This is a genomic window from Paraburkholderia sp. BR10141 (assembly GCF_056155635.1).
In genome coordinates this window covers 60,622-80,993 of record NZ_JBMIQH010000030.1, presented here as the reverse complement: position 1 = coordinate 80,993, position 20,372 = coordinate 60,622, and the positions used below count along the sequence as shown (strand labels likewise).

The 20,372-nt window shown below is 64.4% G+C and carries 13 protein-coding genes; 4 read left to right on the top strand and 9 right to left on the bottom strand.

Going from position 1 to position 20,372, the window contains the following annotated elements; genetic code table 11:
• Nucleotides 1–94: 94 nt before the first annotated feature.
• The 4 genes from lpdA to typA form a co-directional block, all read right to left on the bottom strand.
• Nucleotides 95–1,525: a dihydrolipoyl dehydrogenase gene (gene lpdA / locus ACOJB8_RS31395; protein WP_342945608.1), complete on the bottom strand. Its 1,431-nt coding sequence runs from the start codon at nt 1,523–1,525 to the stop codon at nt 95–97.
• Nucleotides 1,526–1,626: 101 nt separating this feature from the next.
• A complete protein-coding gene (odhB, locus tag ACOJB8_RS31390; RefSeq protein WP_069267867.1) occupies nt 1,627–2,895 on the bottom strand; it encodes a 2-oxoglutarate dehydrogenase complex dihydrolipoyllysine-residue succinyltransferase in 1,269 nt (422 codons plus the stop codon).
• Between the two features lie 105 nt (nt 2,896–3,000).
• Nucleotides 3,001–5,865 carry a 2-oxoglutarate dehydrogenase E1 component gene (locus ACOJB8_RS31385; RefSeq protein WP_475016078.1) on the bottom strand — a complete coding sequence of 955 codons (2,865 nt, stop codon included), beginning with the start codon at nt 5,863–5,865 and terminating at the stop codon, nt 3,001–3,003.
• A gap of 339 nt (nt 5,866–6,204) precedes the next feature.
• Nucleotides 6,205–8,031, bottom strand: a complete 1,827-nt coding sequence (gene typA, locus ACOJB8_RS31380; RefSeq protein WP_069267869.1) for a translational GTPase TypA — start codon at nt 8,029–8,031, stop codon at nt 6,205–6,207.
• A 411-nt stretch (nt 8,032–8,442) separates the two neighbouring features.
• On the opposite strand from typA, the gene ACOJB8_RS31375 reads away from it, so the two are divergent.
• From ACOJB8_RS31375 to ACOJB8_RS31360, 4 genes are all read left to right on the top strand, one after another.
• Complete coding sequence (locus tag ACOJB8_RS31375; protein ID WP_133184202.1) at nt 8,443–8,946, top strand: MarR family winged helix-turn-helix transcriptional regulator; 504 nt, start codon at nt 8,443–8,445, stop codon at nt 8,944–8,946.
• 89 nt (nt 8,947–9,035) lie between these two features.
• The gene (locus ACOJB8_RS31370) at nt 9,036–10,637 is read left to right on the top strand and encodes an efflux transporter outer membrane subunit (protein WP_342945606.1); all 1,602 of its coding nucleotides are present in this window, start codon (nt 9,036–9,038) and stop codon (nt 10,635–10,637) included.
• A 65-nt stretch (nt 10,638–10,702) separates the two neighbouring features.
• Nucleotides 10,703–11,983 carry an EmrA/EmrK family multidrug efflux transporter periplasmic adaptor subunit gene (locus ACOJB8_RS31365; protein WP_342945605.1) on the top strand — a complete coding sequence of 427 codons (1,281 nt, stop codon included), beginning with the start codon at nt 10,703–10,705 and terminating at the stop codon, nt 11,981–11,983.
• A gap of 104 nt (nt 11,984–12,087) precedes the next feature.
• The gene (locus ACOJB8_RS31360) at nt 12,088–13,653 is read left to right on the top strand and encodes a DHA2 family efflux MFS transporter permease subunit (protein WP_342945604.1); all 1,566 of its coding nucleotides are present in this window, start codon (nt 12,088–12,090) and stop codon (nt 13,651–13,653) included.
• Nucleotides 13,654–13,758: 105 nt separating this feature from the next.
• Here ACOJB8_RS31360 and truB read toward each other — a convergent pair whose 3' ends face one another.
• The 5 genes from truB to rimP all read right to left on the bottom strand — a co-directional run bounded on the left by truB (nt 13,759) and on the right by rimP (nt 20,344).
• Nucleotides 13,759–14,742 carry a tRNA pseudouridine(55) synthase TruB gene (gene truB, locus ACOJB8_RS31355; protein ID WP_475016074.1) on the bottom strand — a complete coding sequence of 328 codons (984 nt, stop codon included), beginning with the start codon at nt 14,740–14,742 and terminating at the stop codon, nt 13,759–13,761.
• Between the two features lie 8 nt (nt 14,743–14,750).
• A complete protein-coding gene (gene rbfA, locus ACOJB8_RS31350; RefSeq protein ID WP_042272510.1) occupies nt 14,751–15,116 on the bottom strand; it encodes a 30S ribosome-binding factor RbfA in 366 nt (121 codons plus the stop codon).
• Nucleotides 15,117–15,300: 184 nt separating this feature from the next.
• Nucleotides 15,301–18,258 (bottom strand): translation initiation factor IF-2, encoded by a 2,958-nt coding sequence (gene infB, locus ACOJB8_RS31345; RefSeq protein ID WP_069267874.1) that lies wholly within the window; start codon nt 18,256–18,258, stop codon nt 15,301–15,303.
• Between the two features lie 155 nt (nt 18,259–18,413).
• The gene (nusA, locus tag ACOJB8_RS31340; protein ID WP_069267875.1) at nt 18,414–19,889 is read right to left on the bottom strand and encodes a transcription termination factor NusA; all 1,476 of its coding nucleotides are present in this window, start codon (nt 19,887–19,889) and stop codon (nt 18,414–18,416) included.
• Nucleotides 19,886–20,344, bottom strand: coding sequence for a ribosome maturation factor RimP (gene rimP, locus ACOJB8_RS31335; protein WP_254314233.1), 459 nt, complete (start codon nt 20,342–20,344; stop codon nt 19,886–19,888). The genes nusA and rimP overlap by 4 nt, the downstream gene beginning before the upstream one ends.
• Between the last annotated feature and the right edge of the window lie 28 nt (nt 20,345–20,372).

The following is a 20,372-nucleotide window of genomic DNA, read 5'->3' as shown; positions in this document are numbered from 1 at the left end:
AGGCGGGAGAGCAAAAGCCCACCCGCCTCCGTACGTGATGCTGGGTACTGCGGGGCAGCGTGGCCAAAAAAGTCGGCCGCCCTGCCCTTGGCGCTTACATGTTGAGCGCGCGCTTGTCAGTGGCGAGTGCAGCTTCGCGCATGACTTCGGACAGCGACGGGTGCGGATGGCAGATGCGGCCGATGTCTTCGGCGGCAGCCTTGAATTCCATCGCCACCACGGCTTCCGCGATCAGGTCCGATGCGTTGGCCGAGATGATGTGCACGCCGAGCAGTTCGTCGGTCTTCGCGTCGGCGATCATCTTCACAAAGCCGTCGGCCTTGTTGATGCCGAGCGCGCGGCCGTTCGCCATGAACGGGAACTGGCCCGTCTTGATGTCGCGGCCTTCCGCCTTGAGCTGCTGCTCCGTCTTGCCGACCCATGCGATTTCCGGCTCGGTGTAGATCACCCACGGAATGCAGTTGTAGTCGATGTGCGGCTTCTGGCCGTCGATGATCTCGGCCACCAGCACGCCTTCGTCTTCTGCCTTGTGCGCGAGCATCGGGCCACGCACCACGTCGCCGATCGCGTACACGTTCGGCACCGACGTTGCGCAGTGGTCGTCCACGTCGATGAAGCCGCGCTCATTGGCCTTCAGCCCGATCGCTTCGAGACCGAGGTTGTCGGTGTTCGGCACGCGGCCAACCGACACGATCAGGCGGTCGGCTTCGAGCTTCTGCGCGTTGCCGTCCTTGTCCGTGTAGTTGATCGTGACGCTCTTGTCGGTCGTCGTCACTTCGCCGACCTTCACGCCAACGTGAATGTCGAGACCCTGCTTCTTGAAGAGCTTCGCGGCTTCCTTCGCGAGCGCCTGGTCAGTCGCGCCGAGGAATTCCGGCAGCGCTTCGAGGATCGTGACGTCGGCACCGAGACGGCGCCACACCGAGCCGAGCTCCAGACCGATCACGCCTGCGCCGATCACAGCGAGCTTCTTCGGCACGCTGTCGAACGTGAGCGCGCCTTCGTTGTCGGAGATGATCTTGTTGTCGACCGGAATGCCCGGCAGATGGCGTGCTTTCGAGCCCGTCGCGATGATCACGTTCTTCGCCGTGACGACTTCGGTTTCGCCTTCGCCGCTCACTTCGATCTGCACGCCGGCTTCGTTCTTGCCGGTGAACTTGCCGTGGCCCTTGAGCCACGTGATCTTGTTCTTGCGGAACAGGAACTCGATACCCTTCGTCATCTTCTCGACGATGCCTTCCTTGCGGGCGATCATCTTCGCGACGTCGATCTTCACGTCGCCCACGCTGATGCCGTGGTCAACGAGATGATGCGCGGCATTTTCGAACTCTTCCGACGAGGCGAGCAGCGCCTTCGACGGAATGCAGCCGACGTTCAGGCAGGTGCCGCCGAGCTTCAGCGCGCCGGCCGGGTTCTTCCACTTTTCGATACACGCAACCGACTTGCCGAGCTGTGCGGCGCGGATCGCCGCGATATAGCCGCCGGGGCCGGCGCCGATCACGACGACGTCAAATTCTTTGGACATGGTCATCCTTTCGAGACGTGAGCGCGGCACGCGGAGCCCGGTTTCCGGAATCCGCGCGCACGGCGCTCAGTGTGAGACTTGATGCTTGATGAGGCCGATCTTTACAGGTCGAGCAGCAGACGAGCCGGATCTTCCAGCGCATCCTTCATCGCGACGAGCGACAGGACGGCTTCGCGGCCGTCGATGATGCGGTGGTCGTAAGACATCGCGAGGTAGTTCATCGGGCGGATCACGATCTGGCCGTTTTCCACCACAGCGCGTTCCTTCGTGGCGTGCACGCCGAGGATCGCCGACTGCGGCGGGTTGATGATCGGGGTCGAGAGCATCGAGCCGAACACGCCGCCGTTCGAGATCGAGAACGTACCACCCGTCATTTCTTCGATCGAAAGCTTGCCGTCCTTGGCCTTCTGGCCAAATTCGGCGATCTTCTTCTCGATGTCGGCGAGGCTCATCTGGTCTGCGTTACGCAGGATGGGCACCACCAGACCGCGCGGCGAGCCGACCGCGATACCGATGTCGAAGTAGCCGTGGTAGACGATGTCGTTGCCGTCGATCGACGCGTTGACGAGCGGGAACTTCTTGAGGGCGTGCACCGCAGCCTTCACGAAGAACGACATGAAGCCGAGCTTCACGCCGTGTTCCTTCTCGAACTTGTCCTTGTACTTGTTGCGCAGGTCCATGACCGGCGCCATGTTCACTTCGTTGAACGTCGTGAGGATGGCGTTGGTTTGCTGCGACTCGAGCAGACGCTCGGCGATACGCGCACGCAGACGCGACATCGGCACACGCTGTTCCGGACGGTCGTTGAGCCAGTTCGCAGCCGATGCCGGTGCGTTGACTTGCGGCAGCGACGGCTTGGCGGTAGCCGGCTTCGCAGCCGGGGCGGCTGCGGGAGCGGCCTTCGGCGCGCCTGCGCCGAGCACGTCCTGCTTCGTGATGCGGCCGTCACGGCCCGTGCCGGCGACGTCGCCGCCTGCGAGACCCTTCTCTGCCATCAGCTTCGTCGCTGCAGGCGAGGCGACCGTGCTGCTTGCCGTCGTTGCGGCGGCAGCAGCCGGTGCAGCTGCGGGAGCCGCGGCGGCAGCCGGCGCGGCTGCGGCTGCGGGCGCTGCAACGGCGCCAGCCTTGGCTTCCGTGTCGATCTTCGCGATCACCTGTTCGCTGGTGACGGTAGCGCCGTCGCCCACGATGATCTCGGCCAGCACGCCGGCAGCCGGCGCGGGCACTTCGAGCACGACCTTATCGGTTTCGATCTCGATGACAACTTCGTCCTGGGCGATAGCTTCGCCCGGCTTCTTCTTCCACTGCAGCATCGTGCCTTCCGACACCGACTCCGAAAACTGCGGAACTTTGACTTCTACGATAGCCATGTGATTTTCCTGAATACGTATCTGGGTACGAACCGGGTCGCGCACGTGAGCGCGGGAAAGCGCGCGTCGTTCAGCACGCCTTCCCGGTTCGATTTGCTCTAGTGCTTACTTCGCGACCTGCGCGCCCTTCAGGCGGCCGAATGCACCTTCGATCAGCGCCTTCTGCTGCTCGTAGTGCTTCGCGTAGTAGCCGACAGCCGGCGATGCGGAAGCAGGACGGCCGCTGTACGCGAGCTTCATGCCTTCCTTCATGCCTTCCTTCAGGTGGTGCTCGATGTAGAACCACGGGCCCTGATTCTGCGGCTCGTCCTGCACCCAGACCACTTCGGTCGCGTTGTCGTACTTCTTCAGCTCGGCTTCGAACTGCTTGTGAGCAAACGGATAGAGCTGTTCGATACGGATGATCGCGACGTCGTTCGCCTTCGCTTCGCGGCGGTGTGCCACGAGGTCGAAGTACACGCGGCCCGAGCAGGCGACCACGCGCTTGACCTTCTTCGCGTCGACGGCTTCGTCCACTTCGCCGATGACCGGCTGGAACGTGCCCTTCGCGAGTTCGGACAGGTCCGAGACGGCTTCCTTGTGACGCAGCAGCGACTTCGGCGTGAAGATGATGAGCGGCTTGCGGAACAGGCGGATCATCTGGCGGCGCAGCACGTGGAAGATCTGGGCCGGCGTGGTCGGCTGAACGACCTGCATGTTGTGCTCGGCGCACAGCTGCAGGAAACGCTCGATACGCGCCGACGAGTGCTCCGGACCCTGGCCTTCGTAGCCGTGCGGCAGCAGCATCGTGAGACCCGAAACGCGGCCCCACTTCACTTCGCCCGACGAGATGAACTGGTCGATCACGACCTGCGCACCGTTGACGAAGTCGCCGAACTGGCCTTCCCACGCGACGAGCGTGTTCGGCTCGGCAGTCGAGTAGCCGTATTCGAAGCCCAGCACTGCCTCTTCCGAGAGCACCGAGTCGATCACCGTGAACTGCGCCTGGTTCTCGCCGATGTTCTGCAGCGGCACATACGTACCGTCGTCCCAACGCTCGCGGTTCTGGTCATGCAGAACGGCGTGGCGGTGCGTGAACGTGCCGCGGCCCGAGTCCTGGCCCGTCAGGCGAACTGCGTAGCCCGAAGCGACCAGCGACGCGAACGCGAGGTGCTCGCCCATGCCCCAGTCGAGCTTCGCTTCGCCCTTGCCCATCGCGCGGCGGTCGTTGATGACGCGCTCGACCAGCGGGTGAACCTTGAAGTTCTGGGGGATCGTGGTGATGCGCTCAGCCAGACGCTTGAGTTCGGCGAGCGGCACAGCCGTATCGGCTGCGTCGGTCCACTTGCGGTTCAGGAACGGAACCCAGTCCACCGCGTACTTGCTCTTGTAGTTCGAGAGCACGGGGTCGACCGTGTGGTGGCCTTCGTCCATCGCGGCGCGATAGGCCTTGACGTAGTTGTCCGCGTCCTCAGCCGTGATCACGCCTTGCTGCACGAGCTTTTCGGCGTAGAGCGCACGGGTGCCCGGGTGCTTCGCGATCGTCTTGTACATCAGCGGCTGCGTGACCGCGGGCGTGTCCTGCTCGTTGTGGCCCAGCTTGCGGAAGCAGATGATGTCGACGACGACATCCTTGTGGAACTGCATGCGGAATTCGACCGCGAGCTGGATCGCCAGCACGACCGCTTCCGGATCGTCGCCGTTCACGTGCAGCACCGGCGCTTCGATCATCTTGACCACGTCGGTACAGTAGAGCGTCGAACGCGCGTCGCGCGGGTCCGAGGTCGTGAAGCCGATCTGGTTGTTGATGACGATGTGCAGCGTGCCGTGCGTGCCGTAGCCGCGCGTTTGCGCGAGGTTCAGCGTTTCCATCACGACGCCCTGGCCTGCGAAGGCCGCGTCGCCGTGGATCTGCACCGGCAGCACCTGCAGGCCGTCTGCATCGCCGCGGCGATCCATACGGGCCTTGGCCGAGCCTTCGACCACCGGGTTGACGATTTCGAGGTGCGACGGGTTGAACGCGAGCGACAGGTGGACCGGGCCGCCTTCGGTTGCGACGTCCGACGAGAAGCCCTTGTGGTACTTCACGTCGCCTGCCGGCAGGTCGTCGACGTGCTTGCCTTCGAATTCGGCGAAGAGGTCAGCCGGCATCTTGCCGAGCGTATTGACCAGCACGTTCAGACGGCCGCGGTGAGCCATGCCGATGACGATTTCCTGCACGCCCTTCGCGCCCGCGTGACGAACGACTTCGTCCATCGCGGCGATGAAGGACTCGCCGCCTTCGAGCGAGAAGCGCTTCTGGCCGACGTACTTGGTGTGCAGGAAGCGCTCGAGGCCTTCGGAGGCCGTCAGGCGCTGCAGGATGTGCTTCTTCTTGTCGTTCGAGAAGTTCGGCGTCGAGCGGATCGACTCGAGACGTTCCTTCCACCAGCGCTTCTGTTCAGGATCGCTGATGTACATGTACTCGGCGCCGATCGTACCGCAGTACGTATCGCGCAGCGCCTTGACGATTTCGCGCAGCGTCGCGCGCTCGAAACCGAAATACAGGTTCGTGGCGCTGAACGTCTGGTCCATGTCGGCTTCGGTGAAGTCGTAGAACGCAGGCTCGAGTTCGGGAATGGGAGGACGTTCGCGGCGCTTGAGCGGATCGAGATTCGCCCATTGCGAGCCGAGGAATCGATACGCGCCAATCAGGGACTGAACGTAGACTTGCTTGCGTGCCGTGGCGAGATCTTCGCCGCCGCCGCGCGGAACAAATGCGTTGGCCTTCGCGCGTTGAGCGAAGGATTCGACGATCGGCCCATGGGCGATGTCGTTGTCTGCCGTGCCACTCGACGACGGCACGTTTTGCAGTGCGTCGAAGTACTCACGCCAGTTGTCCGGAACGGACGCAGGGTTGTCAAGATATGCTTCGTATAGCTCTTCGACATACGGAGCATTGCCGCCGAACAAATAGGAGTTCAGCTGGAATTGCTTCATCGTTTCCGACATTTACGCTCACCTTTCTTCGAGTTTCTCGAGAAATAGCGGGTTACTCAACCTTCCGCGCCACGGCCTGACCGTTTAGCGGATTGCGAATCAAGTCTGCTTGGAAGGACCTAAATCATGCATCCGCGGAGTATAGCGCATATGCGCATCTCGCCACAGGATGCAATGCGACCGAACACCACGCGGGAACCCTTTTTCCACGGGCCCTTGCGGCATTCGCAACGCACTCTTCCCGCACCGCAATACAATCCCCGCCAGACGCAAAAAAGCCGCCCTTAAAGCGGCGGCTTTTCTGTGAGTCTTTGTGCATTGCAGTGCAGAAAAAAGCGCTAAAAATGCCAATTACTCGGCAGCGCCTTCGCGGCTCGCGCGGCGACGCTCGTGCTCTTTGAGGTGACGCTTGCGCAGACGGATCGACTGCGGCGTGACTTCCACGAGTTCGTCGTCGTCGATGAATTCCACGGCGTATTCGAGCGACATCTGGATCGGCGGCACGAGGCGCACGGCTTCGTCGGTGCCCGAGGCGCGCACGTTGGTGAGCTGCTTGCCCTTGATCGGGTTCACGACGAGGTCGTTGTCGCGGCTGTGAATGCCGATGATCATGCCTTCGTACAGCGCGTCGCCCGGCTTCACGAACATGCGGCCGCGGTCCTGCAGCTTCCACAGTGCGTAGGCGACAGCGGCGCCGTCGTCCTGCGAGATCAGCACGCCGTTGCGGCGCTCGCCGAGCGAGCCTTCCTTGATCGGACCGTAGGCGTCGAACACGTGGCTCATCAGGCCCGTGCCGCGCGTGAGCGTCATGAACTCGCCCTGGAAGCCGATCAGGCCACGCGCCGGAATACGGTACTCGAGACGCGTGCGGCCGCGGCCGTCCGAAGCCATGTCGAGCATTTCGCCCTTGCGGCGGCCCAGTTCTTCCATCACGCCGCCCTGGTGGCCGTCTTCGACGTCCACGGTCAGCATTTCGTACGGCTCCTGCTTCACGCCGTCGACTTCGTGCAGCACCACACGCGGACGCGACACGGCCAGCTCGTAGCCTTCGCGGCGCATGTTTTCGATCAGGATCGTGAGGTGCAGTTCGCCACGGCCCGACACTTCGAACGTGGTTTCGTCGCCGGTGTCCTTCACGCGCAGCGCGACGTTGTGGTTCAGTTCTTTCGTGAGACGGTCGCGGATCTGGCGGCTCGTCACGAACTTGCCTTCGCGGCCGGCGAGCGGCGACGAGTTCACGAGGAAGTTCATCGTCAGCGTGGGCTCGTCCACCGTGATCATCGGCAGCGCTTCGGGGGTGTCGACCGCGCAGATCGTCGCGCCGATGCCGATGTCTTCAATGCCGTTGATCAGCACGATGTCGCCGGCTTCGGCCGATTCGACCTGCACGCGCTCGAGGCCGCTGAACGACAGCACCTGGTTGATCTTGCGGTTCATCACCTCGCCTTCCGGGCCGAAGCGCAGCGCCACCGGCTGACCCGGCTTGATGCGGCCACGCTTGATACGGCCCACGCCGATACGGCCGACGTAGGTCGAGTAGTCGAGCGAGGTGATCTGCAGCTGCAGCGGGCCTTCCGGATCGGCGTCGCGAACCGGCACGTGCTCGAGCACGGCTTCGAACAGCGGGCGCATGTCGCCTTCGCGCGCATCCGGCGACAGCGAAGCGTAGCCGTTCAGGCCCGAAGCGTAGACCACCGGGAAGTCGAGCTGCTCTTCGGTCGCGCCGAGCTTGTCGAACAGGTCGAAGGTCTGATTGATCACCCAGTCGATACGGGCGCCCGGACGGTCGATCTTGTTCACGACGACGATCGGCTTGAGGCCGAGCGCGAGCGCCTTCTTCGTGACGAAGCGCGTTTGCGGCATCGGGCCTTCGACGGCGTCGACGAGCAGCAGCACCGAGTCGACCATCGACAGCACGCGTTCCACTTCACCGCCGAAGTCGGCGTGGCCCGGGGTGTCGACGATGTTGATGTGGGTGCCCTCGTACTCGACGGCGCAATTCTTCGACAGAATCGTGATCCCGCGCTCTTTTTCGATGTCGTTCGAGTCCATGACGCGTTCGGCGATCTGCTGGTTGTCGCGGAAGGTGCCGGACTGGCGCAGCAGTTGGTCGACGAGCGTGGTCTTGCCGTGGTCGACGTGGGCAATGATGGCGATGTTGCGAAGAGCGCGGGACATAGGAACCTGGGTACAGTTGAGTGCGTCGCGCATGCCCTGCTGGCAGGCCCGGCGAGGGCGCGCGGCCGCCGCTTCGACCCGCCCCGGACTTGCTGCCGGCGGGTCAATTCAGCATCGCTGCGATGACGCACTTTTGGGAACCTGAAATTATAGCACGCGCAGATGAATTGATCTCGCGCATATCAGGAAGCACCCTGGATCGGGGCGGCCGGCGTCGCAACCGCGCAACGCGGGTAAAAATTCGACGGGCGCCGCCGCGCGCCGTTCACGCCGGATTTTCCCATGCCCACGGGGCCGGATTAAGCCCCTACTCTGCAAAGGTTTCTCGGCAAAGGCAGAATAAACCTTGCCGCGTCAACTAACCGCCCCTATAATCCCTGCCTGGTCAACCATTGCACTCGCAGCAGAATCATGACGGATCCGACTCCCACGCCCCCGCCCGAAGTCCGCGACTACGACCTCGGCGAAAGCGTCGGCTACCTGATCTCGCGGGTGAAATCGACGATGTCGAACATGGTCACCCAGCGCGCCGTCGCCGAACTCGGCGTCACGAGCCAGCAGGCCAGCATCCTCTTCATGGTGGCGACCGGCAAATGCACGCTCGCAGCCGAACTCGCCCGCGAGTACGGCATCGACGCAAGCGCCGTCACACGTCTCGTCGACCGGCTGGAGAAGCGCGGGCTCCTCAAGCGCGTGCGCAGCTCCGAAGATCGCCGCGCGGTGCGCCTCGCGCTCACGCCCGAGGGCCTTGCCATCGCCGCGCGCATGCCGGCGATTTTCCGCAGTGTCACCGAGCATCTGTCGGCCGGATTCACGCCTGAGGAAGTGGGCTTCCTGAAGAGCATGTTGCGGCGGATTCTTTCGAATAGCTGCGAAGCTAGCCAGAGTTCGAACCCGAATCCGCCCGAGAATTGATGACGGGGCAAGCAAATTTGAAATCGCCGAACAAGAAAATAGCTGCAGCGTCCAGTATCACCACACACTCTCACGCATCGAGACGAGCAATGAAATCCCAAACCGAGTTTGCGCCCGTTCCGGCCGTGCGGGCACTGTCCTGCCGGGCGGCGGTCGCCGCCGCGGTCGCGGCGCTCGCCCTTGCGGGTTGCGCGAACTACATCGGCATCAAGAGCGACAAGACCATCGATCAGCCGCAGCAGTTCGAAAGCTCGCAGAGCATTCCGGCGCAAGGCGGCCAGTGGCCGACGCTCGACTGGGCAAACCAGTTCGGCGATCCGCAGCTGCCCAAGCTGATCGACGAGGCGCTCGAAGGCAGCCCGACCATCGCTCAGGCGCAGGCGCGCCTCGCCAAGGCCTCGTCGTATATCGAAACCTCGCGCTCGGCGCTCTTCCCGAAGGCCAACCTGAGCTACTCGTGGACCCGCGAGCTATACTCGGCCAACGCCCTGTTCCCGCCCCCGTATGGCGGCACCTGGTATAGCGAGAACAACGTGCTCGCCAGCGCCTCGTGGGATCTGGACCTCTGGGGCAAGAACCGTCAGCGCCTCGCGCAAGCCGTGTCCTCGCAGCGTGCCGCCGAGGCCGACATGCAGCAGGCGCGCATCACGCTCGCCTCGTCGGTCGCCCGCACGTACAACCAGCTCGCCCAGCTCTACGAGCTGCGCGACATCGCCGTGCACGAGATCGACAACCGCAAGACCATCGGCACGATCACGAACGGCCGCGTGGTGGCGGGCCTCGATACCAACGTCGAGAAACAGACCGCGAACGGCAACATCGCGACGAGCCAGGCGAACCTCTCGCAGATCGACGGCCAGATCGAATCCGTGCGCTACCAGCTCGGCGCGCTGCTCGGCAAGGGCCCCGACCGCGGCCTGCAGATCGCGCAACCGGTGCTCAACCCGGTCGCCAACGTCGCCCTGCCCGACAATCTGCCCGCCGACCTGCTCGCGCGCCGCCCCGACATCGTCGCCGCGCGCTGGCAGGTGGAAGCCGCGATGCACGACGTGAAGGAAGCCAAGGCCGAGTTCTATCCCGACGTGAACCTTGCGGCCGGCTTCGGCTTCGACGCGTTCGGCTGGGGCAAATTCCTGAACTTCACGAGCCGCCAGGCGAACATCGGCCCGGCCGTGCATTTGCCGCTCTTCGACGCGGGCGCGCTGCGCGCGCAACTGAAGGGCCGCTACGCCGACTTCGAGCTCGATGTCGCGAACTACAACCAGACGCTGATCGGCGCGTTCCAGGACGTGGCGACCAACGTGTCGACGATCCGTTCGGCAGACCGGCAACTGGTGGACGCCGATCGCGCGCTCGACGCGTCGACCAAGGCCTGGCAGCTCGCGGTGATCCGCTACAAGGCGGGGCTCTCCGAGCAGCTTCAGGTGCTCACCGCCGACCAGAACCGCCTGGCCGCGGAGCAGACGGTGTCGAACCTGAAGGCGCAGCGCCGCGACCAGCAGATGGCGCTCATCAAGTCGCTTGGCGGCGGCTTCGAAGCGCAAGGCGCGGGGCTCACGCCACCGGCCGAAGTCGGCAGCGAAGCGCGCGGCCAGAGCGACGTGAACGGCGCACCGTGGCGCGGTACGCGCTCGCCGCAGAACGCGGCAGCGGCGGCGAACGCTGCAAACGCCGCGCCCGTGTCGAACTGAGCGCCGAGCAGCACACGAACATCAAAAACTGAACGAACAGCACGCAAGCATCCGGAGATCCTTCCATGAGCACCCCCCAGCAGCCGGCGGCCAACCCGCAGCCGAACGCGAACAGCGGCAAGCGCAAGCGCATGATGACGCTGCTTGTCCTCGTGATCGTGATTGCAGCCGTTGCCTACGGCCTCTACTACTTCCTCGTCGCACGCTTCACCGAAAGCACGGACGACGCCTACGTGAATGGCAACGTCGTGCAGATTACGCCGCAGGTCACCGGCACGGTGATCGCACTGAAAGCGGACGACACGCAAACCGTGAACGTAGGCGACCCGCTCGTGCTGCTTGATCCGGCCGACGCACGCGTAACGCTCGAGCAAACCGAAGCGCAACTCGCGCAGACGGTGCGCCAGGTGCGCGGCCTCTTCGCCGACGACAGCCAGTACGAAGCGCAAGTCGCCCAGCGTCAGTCCGACCTCTCGCGTGCGCAGGACGACCTGCGCCGCCGCATGCAGGTCGCGCAGACGGGCGCCGTCTCGCAGGAAGAGATCTCGCACGCACGCGACGCCGTGCGCAGTGCCGAAGCCGCGCTCGAAGCCGCACAGCAGCAGCTCGCCGCAAACCGCGCGCTGACCGCGAACACGACCATCGCCAATCACCCGAACGTGGAAGCCGCCGCCGCCAAGGTGCGCGACGCCTATCTGGCGAATGCGCGCAACACGCTGCCCGCACCGGTTACCGGCTACGTGGCCAAGCGCTCGGTGCAGGTGGGCCAGCGCGTCTCGCCGGGCAATCCGCTCATGTCGGTGGTGCCGCTGAACTCGCTGTGGGTCGACGCCAACTTCAAGGAAGTGCAGCTCAAGCACATGCGCATCGGCCAGCCGGTCGAGATGACGGCCGACGTCTATGGCTCGTCGGTCGTCTACCACGGCAAGGTGGTGGGCTTCTCGGCGGGCACGGGTTCGGCCTTCTCGCTGCTGCCGGCGCAGAACGCGACGGGTAACTGGATCAAGGTGGTGCAGCGCCTGCCGGTGCGTATCTCGCTCGATCCGGAAGACCTGCAGAAGCACCCGCTGCGTATCGGCCTCTCGATGCAGGTGGACGTGAGCATCCGCAACGATTCGGGCACGCAGCTCGGCAATGCGCAGAACACCGTCTACGAGACCGATGTGTTCGCCAAGTACGGCGCGGAAGCCGACGCGGAAATCGCGCGCATCATCGCCGAAAACGCCGGTCCGAACGCGCACAAGGCGGCTAGCGTCAGCAACAACGCCAGCGGCGCGACCGGCAACACATCCGCAAAGGCGCAGGTGTCGTCCGCTCACGCGGCGAAGCCGGGCGCAAAAGGCTGATTGAAGCCCTGATAAAAGCACTCGCAGACGCCGGCGCGGGCTGATCGTCAGCCCGCGCCGCTTTGTTTCGCGCGGCCTCCAACAGGTCAACAAGAAAGGACGCCATGGCAGCAGCACAACAACCCGTCGCGCATCCGCCGCTACAGGGCGCGCAACTCGTGATCGGCACCATCGCGGTGTCGCTCGCGGTGTTCATGAACGTGCTCGACACCTCGATCGCGAACGTGTCGATCCCGTCGATCTCGGGCGACCTCGGCGTGTCGTCGGACCAGGGCACGTGGGTCATCACCTCGTTCGCGGTGGCCAACGCGATCTCCGTGCCGCTCACCGGCTGGCTCACACAGCGTTTCGGCCAGGTGCGCCTGTTCATGGCGTCGATCATCCTGTTCGTGATCTCGTCATGGATGTGCGGCCTCGCGCCCACGCTGCCCTTCCTGCTCGCCTCGCGCGTGCTGCAAGGCGCCGTGGCCGGCCCGATGATCCCGCTTTCGCAAACGCTGCTGCTCGCGAGCTACCCGCGCGCGAAGGCGCCCATGGCGCTCTCGATGTGGTCGATGACCACGCTGATCGCGCCGGTGGCCGGCCCGATTCTCGGCGGCTGGATCTCCGACAACATTTCGTGGCCCTGGATCTTCTACGTGAACATTCCGGTGGGCATCGTCGCGGCGCTCGCCACGTGGGCGATCTTCCGCAATCGCGATTCGGAGGTGAGGAAGGCGCCGATCGACGGCGTGGGCCTCGCGCTCCTCATCATCTGGGTGGGCTCGCTGCAGGTGATGCTCGACAAGGGCAAGGACCTCGACTGGTTCTCGTCCACCACGGTCGTCGTGCTCGCGCTCACCGCCGTGATCGCATTCGCGTTCTTCGTGGTGTGGGAGCTGACCGCGGATCACCCTGTGGTCGACCTGTCGCTGTTTGCGCGACGCAATTTCACGGGCGGCACGATTGCGCTTTCGGTGGGCTACGGGCTGTATTTCGGCAATCTCGTGCTACTGCCGCTGTGGCTGCAAACCACGCTCGGCTACACCGCAACGGACGCGGGCCTCGTGATGGCGCCCGTGGGCTTCTTCGCCATCCTGCTCTCGCCGATCACGGGCAAGATCTTGCCGCGCACCGACCCGCGTTATATCGCGACGACAGCCTTCATCGTGTTCGCGCTGTGCTTCTGGATGCGCTCGCAATACACGACGGGCGTGGACACGTGGGCGCTTACGCTGCCTACGCTCATCCAGGGCATCGGCATGGCGGGTCTGTTCATTCCACTCGTGTCGATCACGCTGTCGGGTCTGCCGGGCCATCGCATTCCCGCGGCCTCGGGCCTGTCGAACTTCGTGCGGATCATGTGCGGCGGTATCGGCACCTCGATCTTCGAAACAGCGTGGGATCACCGGACGACGTTTCACCACGCGCGCCTGAACGAAGTGGCTACGCCGACCAACCCGGTCTTCAACCAGTCGATGCAGCAGTTCCAGGGCGCGGGTCTCGATCCTTCCCAGGCGCACGGGCTCTTCGACCGGATGCTCTCGCAGCAGGCCGCGCAACTCGGCGTGAACGACCTGTTCTGGATTTCCTCGATGATCTTCATCGTGCTGATCGCACTCATCTGGATCACGCGGCCCGAGCGTGCCGGTGGCGCGGACGCGGGTGCAGCGGCTTCGGCAGCGCATTGAGGTCGATGCGCTAGCGCTTGCGGGTATCCATAGCAAAACGGCACGTCCGGTTCCTCACCGACGTGCCGTTTTTTTTCGTGCGCTCCGGGCGCGACGCAAGCGTACTCAGGCTGCGCCGCTGACCACCAGCCGCTCCGGCGCAAGCACGCCGTTCGCGGCCTTCGCGACGCCAAGCAGGCGCCCATCCTCTGCATAGACGCGCACGCGTTCAGCCGCTTCGCAAACCGCGCGATCGAGCACCAGCTCGTTGAGCGGCAAGCGCTGGCCATGCGTGAAGCGGCGCGCCGCCTCTACATTGAGCGTCACGGCGGGGAACGTGGAGAGTAGCGCATCGACGGGACGCAGCCAGATGTCGCGCTCGGGCTCGTCGGCGGCGGTGAGTGCGTCGAGCGTCACTGCATGCTCGAGCGTGAGCGCGCCCACACCCGTACGCCGCAGCATCACGAGATGCGCGCCGCAGCCAAGCGCCTCGCCGATATCTTCGGCAAGCGTGCGGACGTACGTGCCCTTGCTGCAGGTCACGCGAAACGTCACCTCGGGAACCTCGGGAAGCGCGCTGGCGATCATCTCCAACGCTAGGATCTTCACCTCGCGCCCTTCGCGCTCGACCGTCTGGCCCGCACGCGCATATTCGTAGAGCGGCTTGCCGTCGCGCTTGAGCGCCGAATACATCGGCGGCACCTGCACGATGTCGCCGAGGAAGCGCGTCATCGTCTCACGCACGGCGGCTTCGTCGCAGGTGACCTCGCGCGTTTCGATCGCCTCGCCTTCGGCGTCGCCGGTGGCCGTGCGAATGCCGAGGCGCATGGTCGCCTCATAGGTCTTGTCGGCTTCGAGCAGATCCTGCGAAAACTTGGTCGCCTCGCCGAAGCACAGCGGCAGCAGACCCGACGCGAGCGGGTCGAGCGTACCGGTGTGGCCGGCCTTCTTCACGCGGTACAGGCGCTTCGCACGAATCAACGCGTCGTTGCTCGAAAGGCCAACGGGCTTGTCGAGCAGCAGCACGCCGTCGAGCAAGCGGCGCGGAACTTTGGGTCGCGCCGCGTCAGATCGCTGCCCGCCATGATTCTGTTTCGATGATGCAGTCATTGCCCGCGTCAGTCGTCCTTCGCGCGCGTCGCGTTCGCCTCGTCGATCAGGCGCGACATCTCGACACCCTTCTCGACCGACTGGTCATAGTGGAAATGCAGCGTCGGCACCGTGTGAATATGCAGGCGCTTGAAGAGCTGGTTGTGCAGATGACCTGCGGCGTGATTGAGCGCTTCCTGCGTGGTCTTCGGGTCGCCCGTGAGGGTCGTGAAGTAGACCTTGGCGTGCGCATAGTCGGGCGTGAGTTCCACGCTCTGGATCGTCACGAGCCCGATTCGCGGGTCCTTGACTTCGCGCATCAGCTCAGACAGATCGCGCTGGATCTGATCCGCGATCTGCACGTTGCGATTCGGGGAAGTACGTTTTTTCGGCATGATGGTTCCACCTCTTGATCTGCGAGGCATTCGGGCGGCGTTGCGTCCATGAAGGCGCACACGGCCGCGCAAAAAACAAAACGGGCGGGGCTGGCCAGCGCCTGCCCCGCCCGTTATCGGCAAAACCGCGGCAAACCCGCGGTCAGGCGGGCGACCCGAAGGTCTGCCCGCAGGCGCCGCTGTATTACAGCGTACGCGCGACTTCGGTGATCTCGAACACTTCGAACTGGTCGCCTTCGACGATGTCGTTGAAGTTCTTGATCGACATACCGCACTCGAAGCCTTGCTTGACTTCCTTGACGTCGTCCTTGAAGCGCTTGAGCGAGTCGAGTTCGCCGGTATGGATGACGACGTTGTTGCGGATCACGCGCACCGACGACGAACGCTTGACGAAACCGTCCGTGACCATACAACCTGCGATCAGGCCGACCTTCGGCACGCGAATCACCTGACGCACCTCGGCCATGCCCGTGACCGTCTCGCGCTTCTCCGGCGCCAGCATGCCCGACATCGCCGCCTTCACCTCATCCACTGCGTCATAGATGATGTTGTAGTAACGGATGTCGATGCCATTCGCCTCGGCAACCTTACGCGCCTGCGCATCTGCACGCGTATTGAAGCCGATGATGACCGCCTTCGAAGCCGTTGCCAGGTTGACGTCCGACTCGCTGATCGCACCGACCGCGCTGTGCACGATCTGCACGCGCACTTCGCTGGTCGACAGTTTGAGCAGCGATTGCACCAGCGCTTCCTGCGAACCCTGCACGTCCGCCTTGACGATGAGCGGCAGGTTCTGCACTTCGCCTTCGCCCATCTGCTCGAGCATGTTTTCGAGCTTCGCGGCCTGCTGCTTCGCGAGCTTGACGTCGCGGAACTTGCCTTGACGGAACATGGCGATTTCGCGCGCCTTGCGATCGTCCGGCAGCACGATGACTTCTTCGCCCGCGCCCGGCACTTCCGACAGACCCTGGATCTCGACCGGAATCGACGGGCCCGCTTCCTTCGTGGGCTTGCCGGTTTCGTCGAGCATGGCGCGCACGCGCCCGTAGGCGCTGCCAGCGAGCACGACGTCGCCACGGTTCAGCGTGCCGGACTGGACGAGAATCGTTGCAACCGGACCCTTACCCTTGTCGAGCTTCGCTTCGATCACGAGACCCTTGGCCGGCGCTGCGACCGGTGCCGTGAGTTCCAGCACTTCGGCTTGCAGCAGCACGTTTTCGAGCAGGTCGTCGATGCCTGCGCCGGTCTTCGCCGACACCGGCACGAACGGCGAGTCGCCGCCGTACTCTTCCGGCACGACGCCTTCTGCGACGAGCTCCTGCTTCACGCGCTCGAGATTCGCGTCCGGCTTGTCGATCTTGTTGATCGCCACGACGAGCGGCACACCCGCAGCCTTGGCGTGCGCGATCGCTTCCTTGGTTTGCGGCATCACGCCGTCGTCGGCTGCGACCACCAGAATGACGATGTCGGTTGCCTTCGCACCGCGAGCACGCATGGCCGTGAAGGCCTCGTGACCCGGCGTGTCGAGGAACGTGATGACGCCACGCGGCGTTTCGACGTGGTAAGCGCCGATGTGCTGCGTAATGCCGCCCGCTTCGCCCGCGGCAACCTTGGCGCGGCGGATGTAGTCGAGCAGCGAGGTCTTGCCGTGGTCGACGTGACCCATGACCGTGACGACCGGCGGACGCGGCAGTTGCTCGGCGTCCGTAGCCGTGCCCTGGCCTTCGACCAGCAGCGCTTCCGGATCGTCGAGCTTCGCGGCAACCGCACGGTGGCCGAGTTCCTCGACGATGATCATCGCCGTTTCCTGGTCGAGCATCTGGTTGATGGTGACCATCTGGCCCATCTTCATCATCGCCTTGATGACTTCCGATGCCTTCACGGACATCTTGTGCGCGAGGTCGGCCACCGTGATGGTTTCCGGCACGTGCACTTCACGCACGATCGGCTCGGTCGGCGCCTGGAACGTCGACGCGTCCTGGTGACGGCCACGGCCCTTCGGGCCGCCGCGCCAGCCGCGGTCCACGCCGCCCGACGAGTCGCCGCGCGTCTTGATGCCACGGCGCTTGGCCGCGTCGTCCTGCCAGCCGCCCTTGCCTGCGCCCGGCTTCTTGTTGCGGTCGCCCGCACCGGCACCCGGCGCGCTCGTCGAAGGCGCGGCCGTCGTGGCCGGCTTCTTCGCCGCGGCGCCTGCTCCGGCGGCAGGGCGTGCCGGCGCACCTTCCGGACGGGCCGGCTTGTGCAGCGTGCCCTTGGCTTCGGCGGGCTTGGCCGGCTCGACGGGCTTGGGCGGCTCGGGCGCCTTCACCTGCGCCTTGCGCGGCGTGTTCATCATCTCGCGGATCGCGCGCGCTTCGGCTTCTGCAGCCGCGCGGCGGCGGGCGATCTCGTCCTGTTCCTTCTGCGCCTTATCGGCGGCTTCGCGCGCGGCGGCTTCGGCCTTCTGGGCCGCCTCGCGCTGCGCGGCGCGCTCGGCTGCGGCGCGCTGTTCTTCCTGCTGATCCTGCGCTTGCTTCACTTCTTTCGCTTCCGCTTCGGCATTGCGCTGCGCAGCCACGGCCTGAGCGGCCAGCTCGCGAGCGGCGGTATCGGCCGCCGCCCTCTTCTTTGCAGCTTCTTCTTCGGCGCGGCGGCGTTCGGCCTCGGCGGCCTCTTCGCGCGCACGGCGCTCCGACTCTTCACGGGCGAGCAGTTCCTGGCGCTCCTTGAGCTCCTGGGCCTGACGCTCGAGCAGTTCTGCCTCGCGGCGCGCTTCTTCCTCGCGGCGCTGCAGCTCCGCCTCTTCGGCGGCAGCAGCTGCGTCGGCTGCATGATTCGATGCCTCCGCCTCTCCGGCGGACTCGTCGCGGCGGACGAACGTGCGCTTCTTGCGCACCTCGACCTGAATGGTGCGTGCCTTACCCGTCGAATCGGACTGCTTGATCTCCGACGTATGCCGTTTCGTCAGCGTGATCTTGCGTTTGTCTGCATCAGTCGAGCCGTGAGACTTGCGCAAGTGATCGAGCAGACGCGCCTTGTCGGTCTCCGACAAGGCATCGCTCTCGCTCGCTTTCGTGACGCCCGCCGCCTGCAGCTGCTCGAGCAGCACGCCGGCAGGCATTTTCAGTTCCGCGGCAAATTGGGCTACGTTGTTACTCGCCATTCATTCCTCTTAATGCAAGGACCGATTCCTTGCGGTTGACATCGGGTCATGCGGCCTTCGGTGCCTCGCGTTCTGCAAGGCTCCGCCGCGTTCAGTTCAGTGGGTCATGGTCGCTTCCTGCTCGTCGCGCCCTGATGCAGTTTCCCGTTGGCGGGTTACTGGAACCAGTGCTCACGTGCCTTCATGATCAACGCCTTGGCGGCGTCCTCTTCCATTCCCGTCATTTCGACCAGTTCATCCACGGCCAGCTCGGCGAGCTCGTCGCGGGTGTGAACTTCATGCTGCGCCAGTTTCGCGAGCAGGTCCGGGTCGATACCGTCCAGACTCTTGAGGTCCAGCGCGGCGCTTTCCACCTTCTCCTCGTTCGCGATCGCCTGCGTGAGCAGCGCGTCGCGAGCGCGGTTGCGCAGTTCGTGCACGGTGTCCTCGTCGAACGCCTCGATTTCCAGCATTTCGTTGAGCGGCACGTAGGCGATCTCTTCGAGGCTCGTGAAGCCTTCGTCGATCAGGATGTCGGCGACTTCCTCATCCACGTCGAGACGCGCCATGAACAGGTCGCGCAGCACCGTGCGCTCCTGATTCTGCTTTTGCGCGGATTCGTCCGGCGTCATGATATTGATTTGCCAGCCGGTCAGTTCGCTGGCGAGACGCACGTTCTGGCCGCTACGGCCGATCGCGACTGCGAGTTCGCTCTCGTCGACCACGACGTCCATCGAGTGCTTTTCCTCGTCGACGACGATCGACTGCACGGCAGCCGGCGCGAGCGCGCCGATCACGAACTGGGCGGGATCCTCCGACCATAGCACGATGTCGACGTTTTCGCCACCGAGCTCGTTGCGCACGGCCTGCACGCGCGAACCGCGGATGCCGACGCAGGTGCCGATCGGGTCGATGCGCTTGTCGTAAGCCACCACGCCGATCTTGGCGCGCACGCCCGGATCGCGCGCCGCCGCCTTGATCTCGAGGAGGCCCTGTTCGATTTCGGGCACTTCCATTTCGAACAGCTTCATCAGGAACTCGGGCGCCGTGCGCGAGAGTTCGATCTGCGGGCCGCGAGCGGTGCGATCGACCTTGCCGATCCACGCGCGCACGCGGTCGCCCACGCGCAGGTTTTCCTTCGGAATCAACTGGTCGCGGCGCAGCAGCGCTTCCACACGGCCGGATTCGACAATGAAGTTGCCCTTGTCCATGCGCTTGACCGTACCGGTCATGATGCTTTCGCCGCGCTCGAGGAAGTCGTTCAGGATCTGCTCGCGCTCGGCGTCGCGCACCTTCTGCAGGATGACCTGCTTGGCGGCCTGCGCGCCGATACGGCCGAACTCGACCGAAGGTACCGGCTGCTCGACGAAACCGTCGATCTGCGCTTCGGGGTCCTGCTCGCGGGCTTCGAACAGCAGGATTTCCTGGTCCGGCTCCTGCAGGCCCGCCTCGTCCGGCACGACGCGCCAGCGGCGGAACGTTTCGTGTTCGCCGCTTTCGCGATCGATATGCACGCGGATATCCGCATCCTCGTCGAAGAGTTTCTTGGAGGCCGACGCAAGCGCCGCTTCAAGGGCGGCGAACACCACGTCCTTGTCGACATTCTTCTCGCGTGCCAGCGCATCCACCAGCATCAACACTTCGCGACTCATTGTTTGCGGCTCCTAAAGTCAACTTTGGGGACAAGGCGTGCTTTGTCGATGTCCGCGAGCGTGAAATCGAGCATCGCGGGACCCGCCTTCCCTTCGAATTCCAGACCGATGGAATCGCCTTCGGGAGCATGCACGATACCCCGGTACGATTTCCGTCCGTCCAATGGCTTTTTCAACGTGATTACCGCTTCGCAGCCTGCGAAGCGTTCGAAGTCCGCCAGTTTCTTCAGCGGACGGTCGAGACCGGGCGACGAAACCTCGAGTCGCTCGTAGTCGATGTTCTCGACCGTCAGAACGTGCTGCAGCTGACGCGTGACCTTCTCGCAGTCCTCGATCGCGATCCCCGCGGGCTGATCGATGAAGATGGTCAGCATGCCGCGCCCGGTGCGCTCGAGGTCGACCAGCTCGTAACCGAGCCCGGTGACCGTGGTTTCAATCAGTTCCGTCAGTTGCACAATGCCCACTCCAGATGTTCTGCGCAGC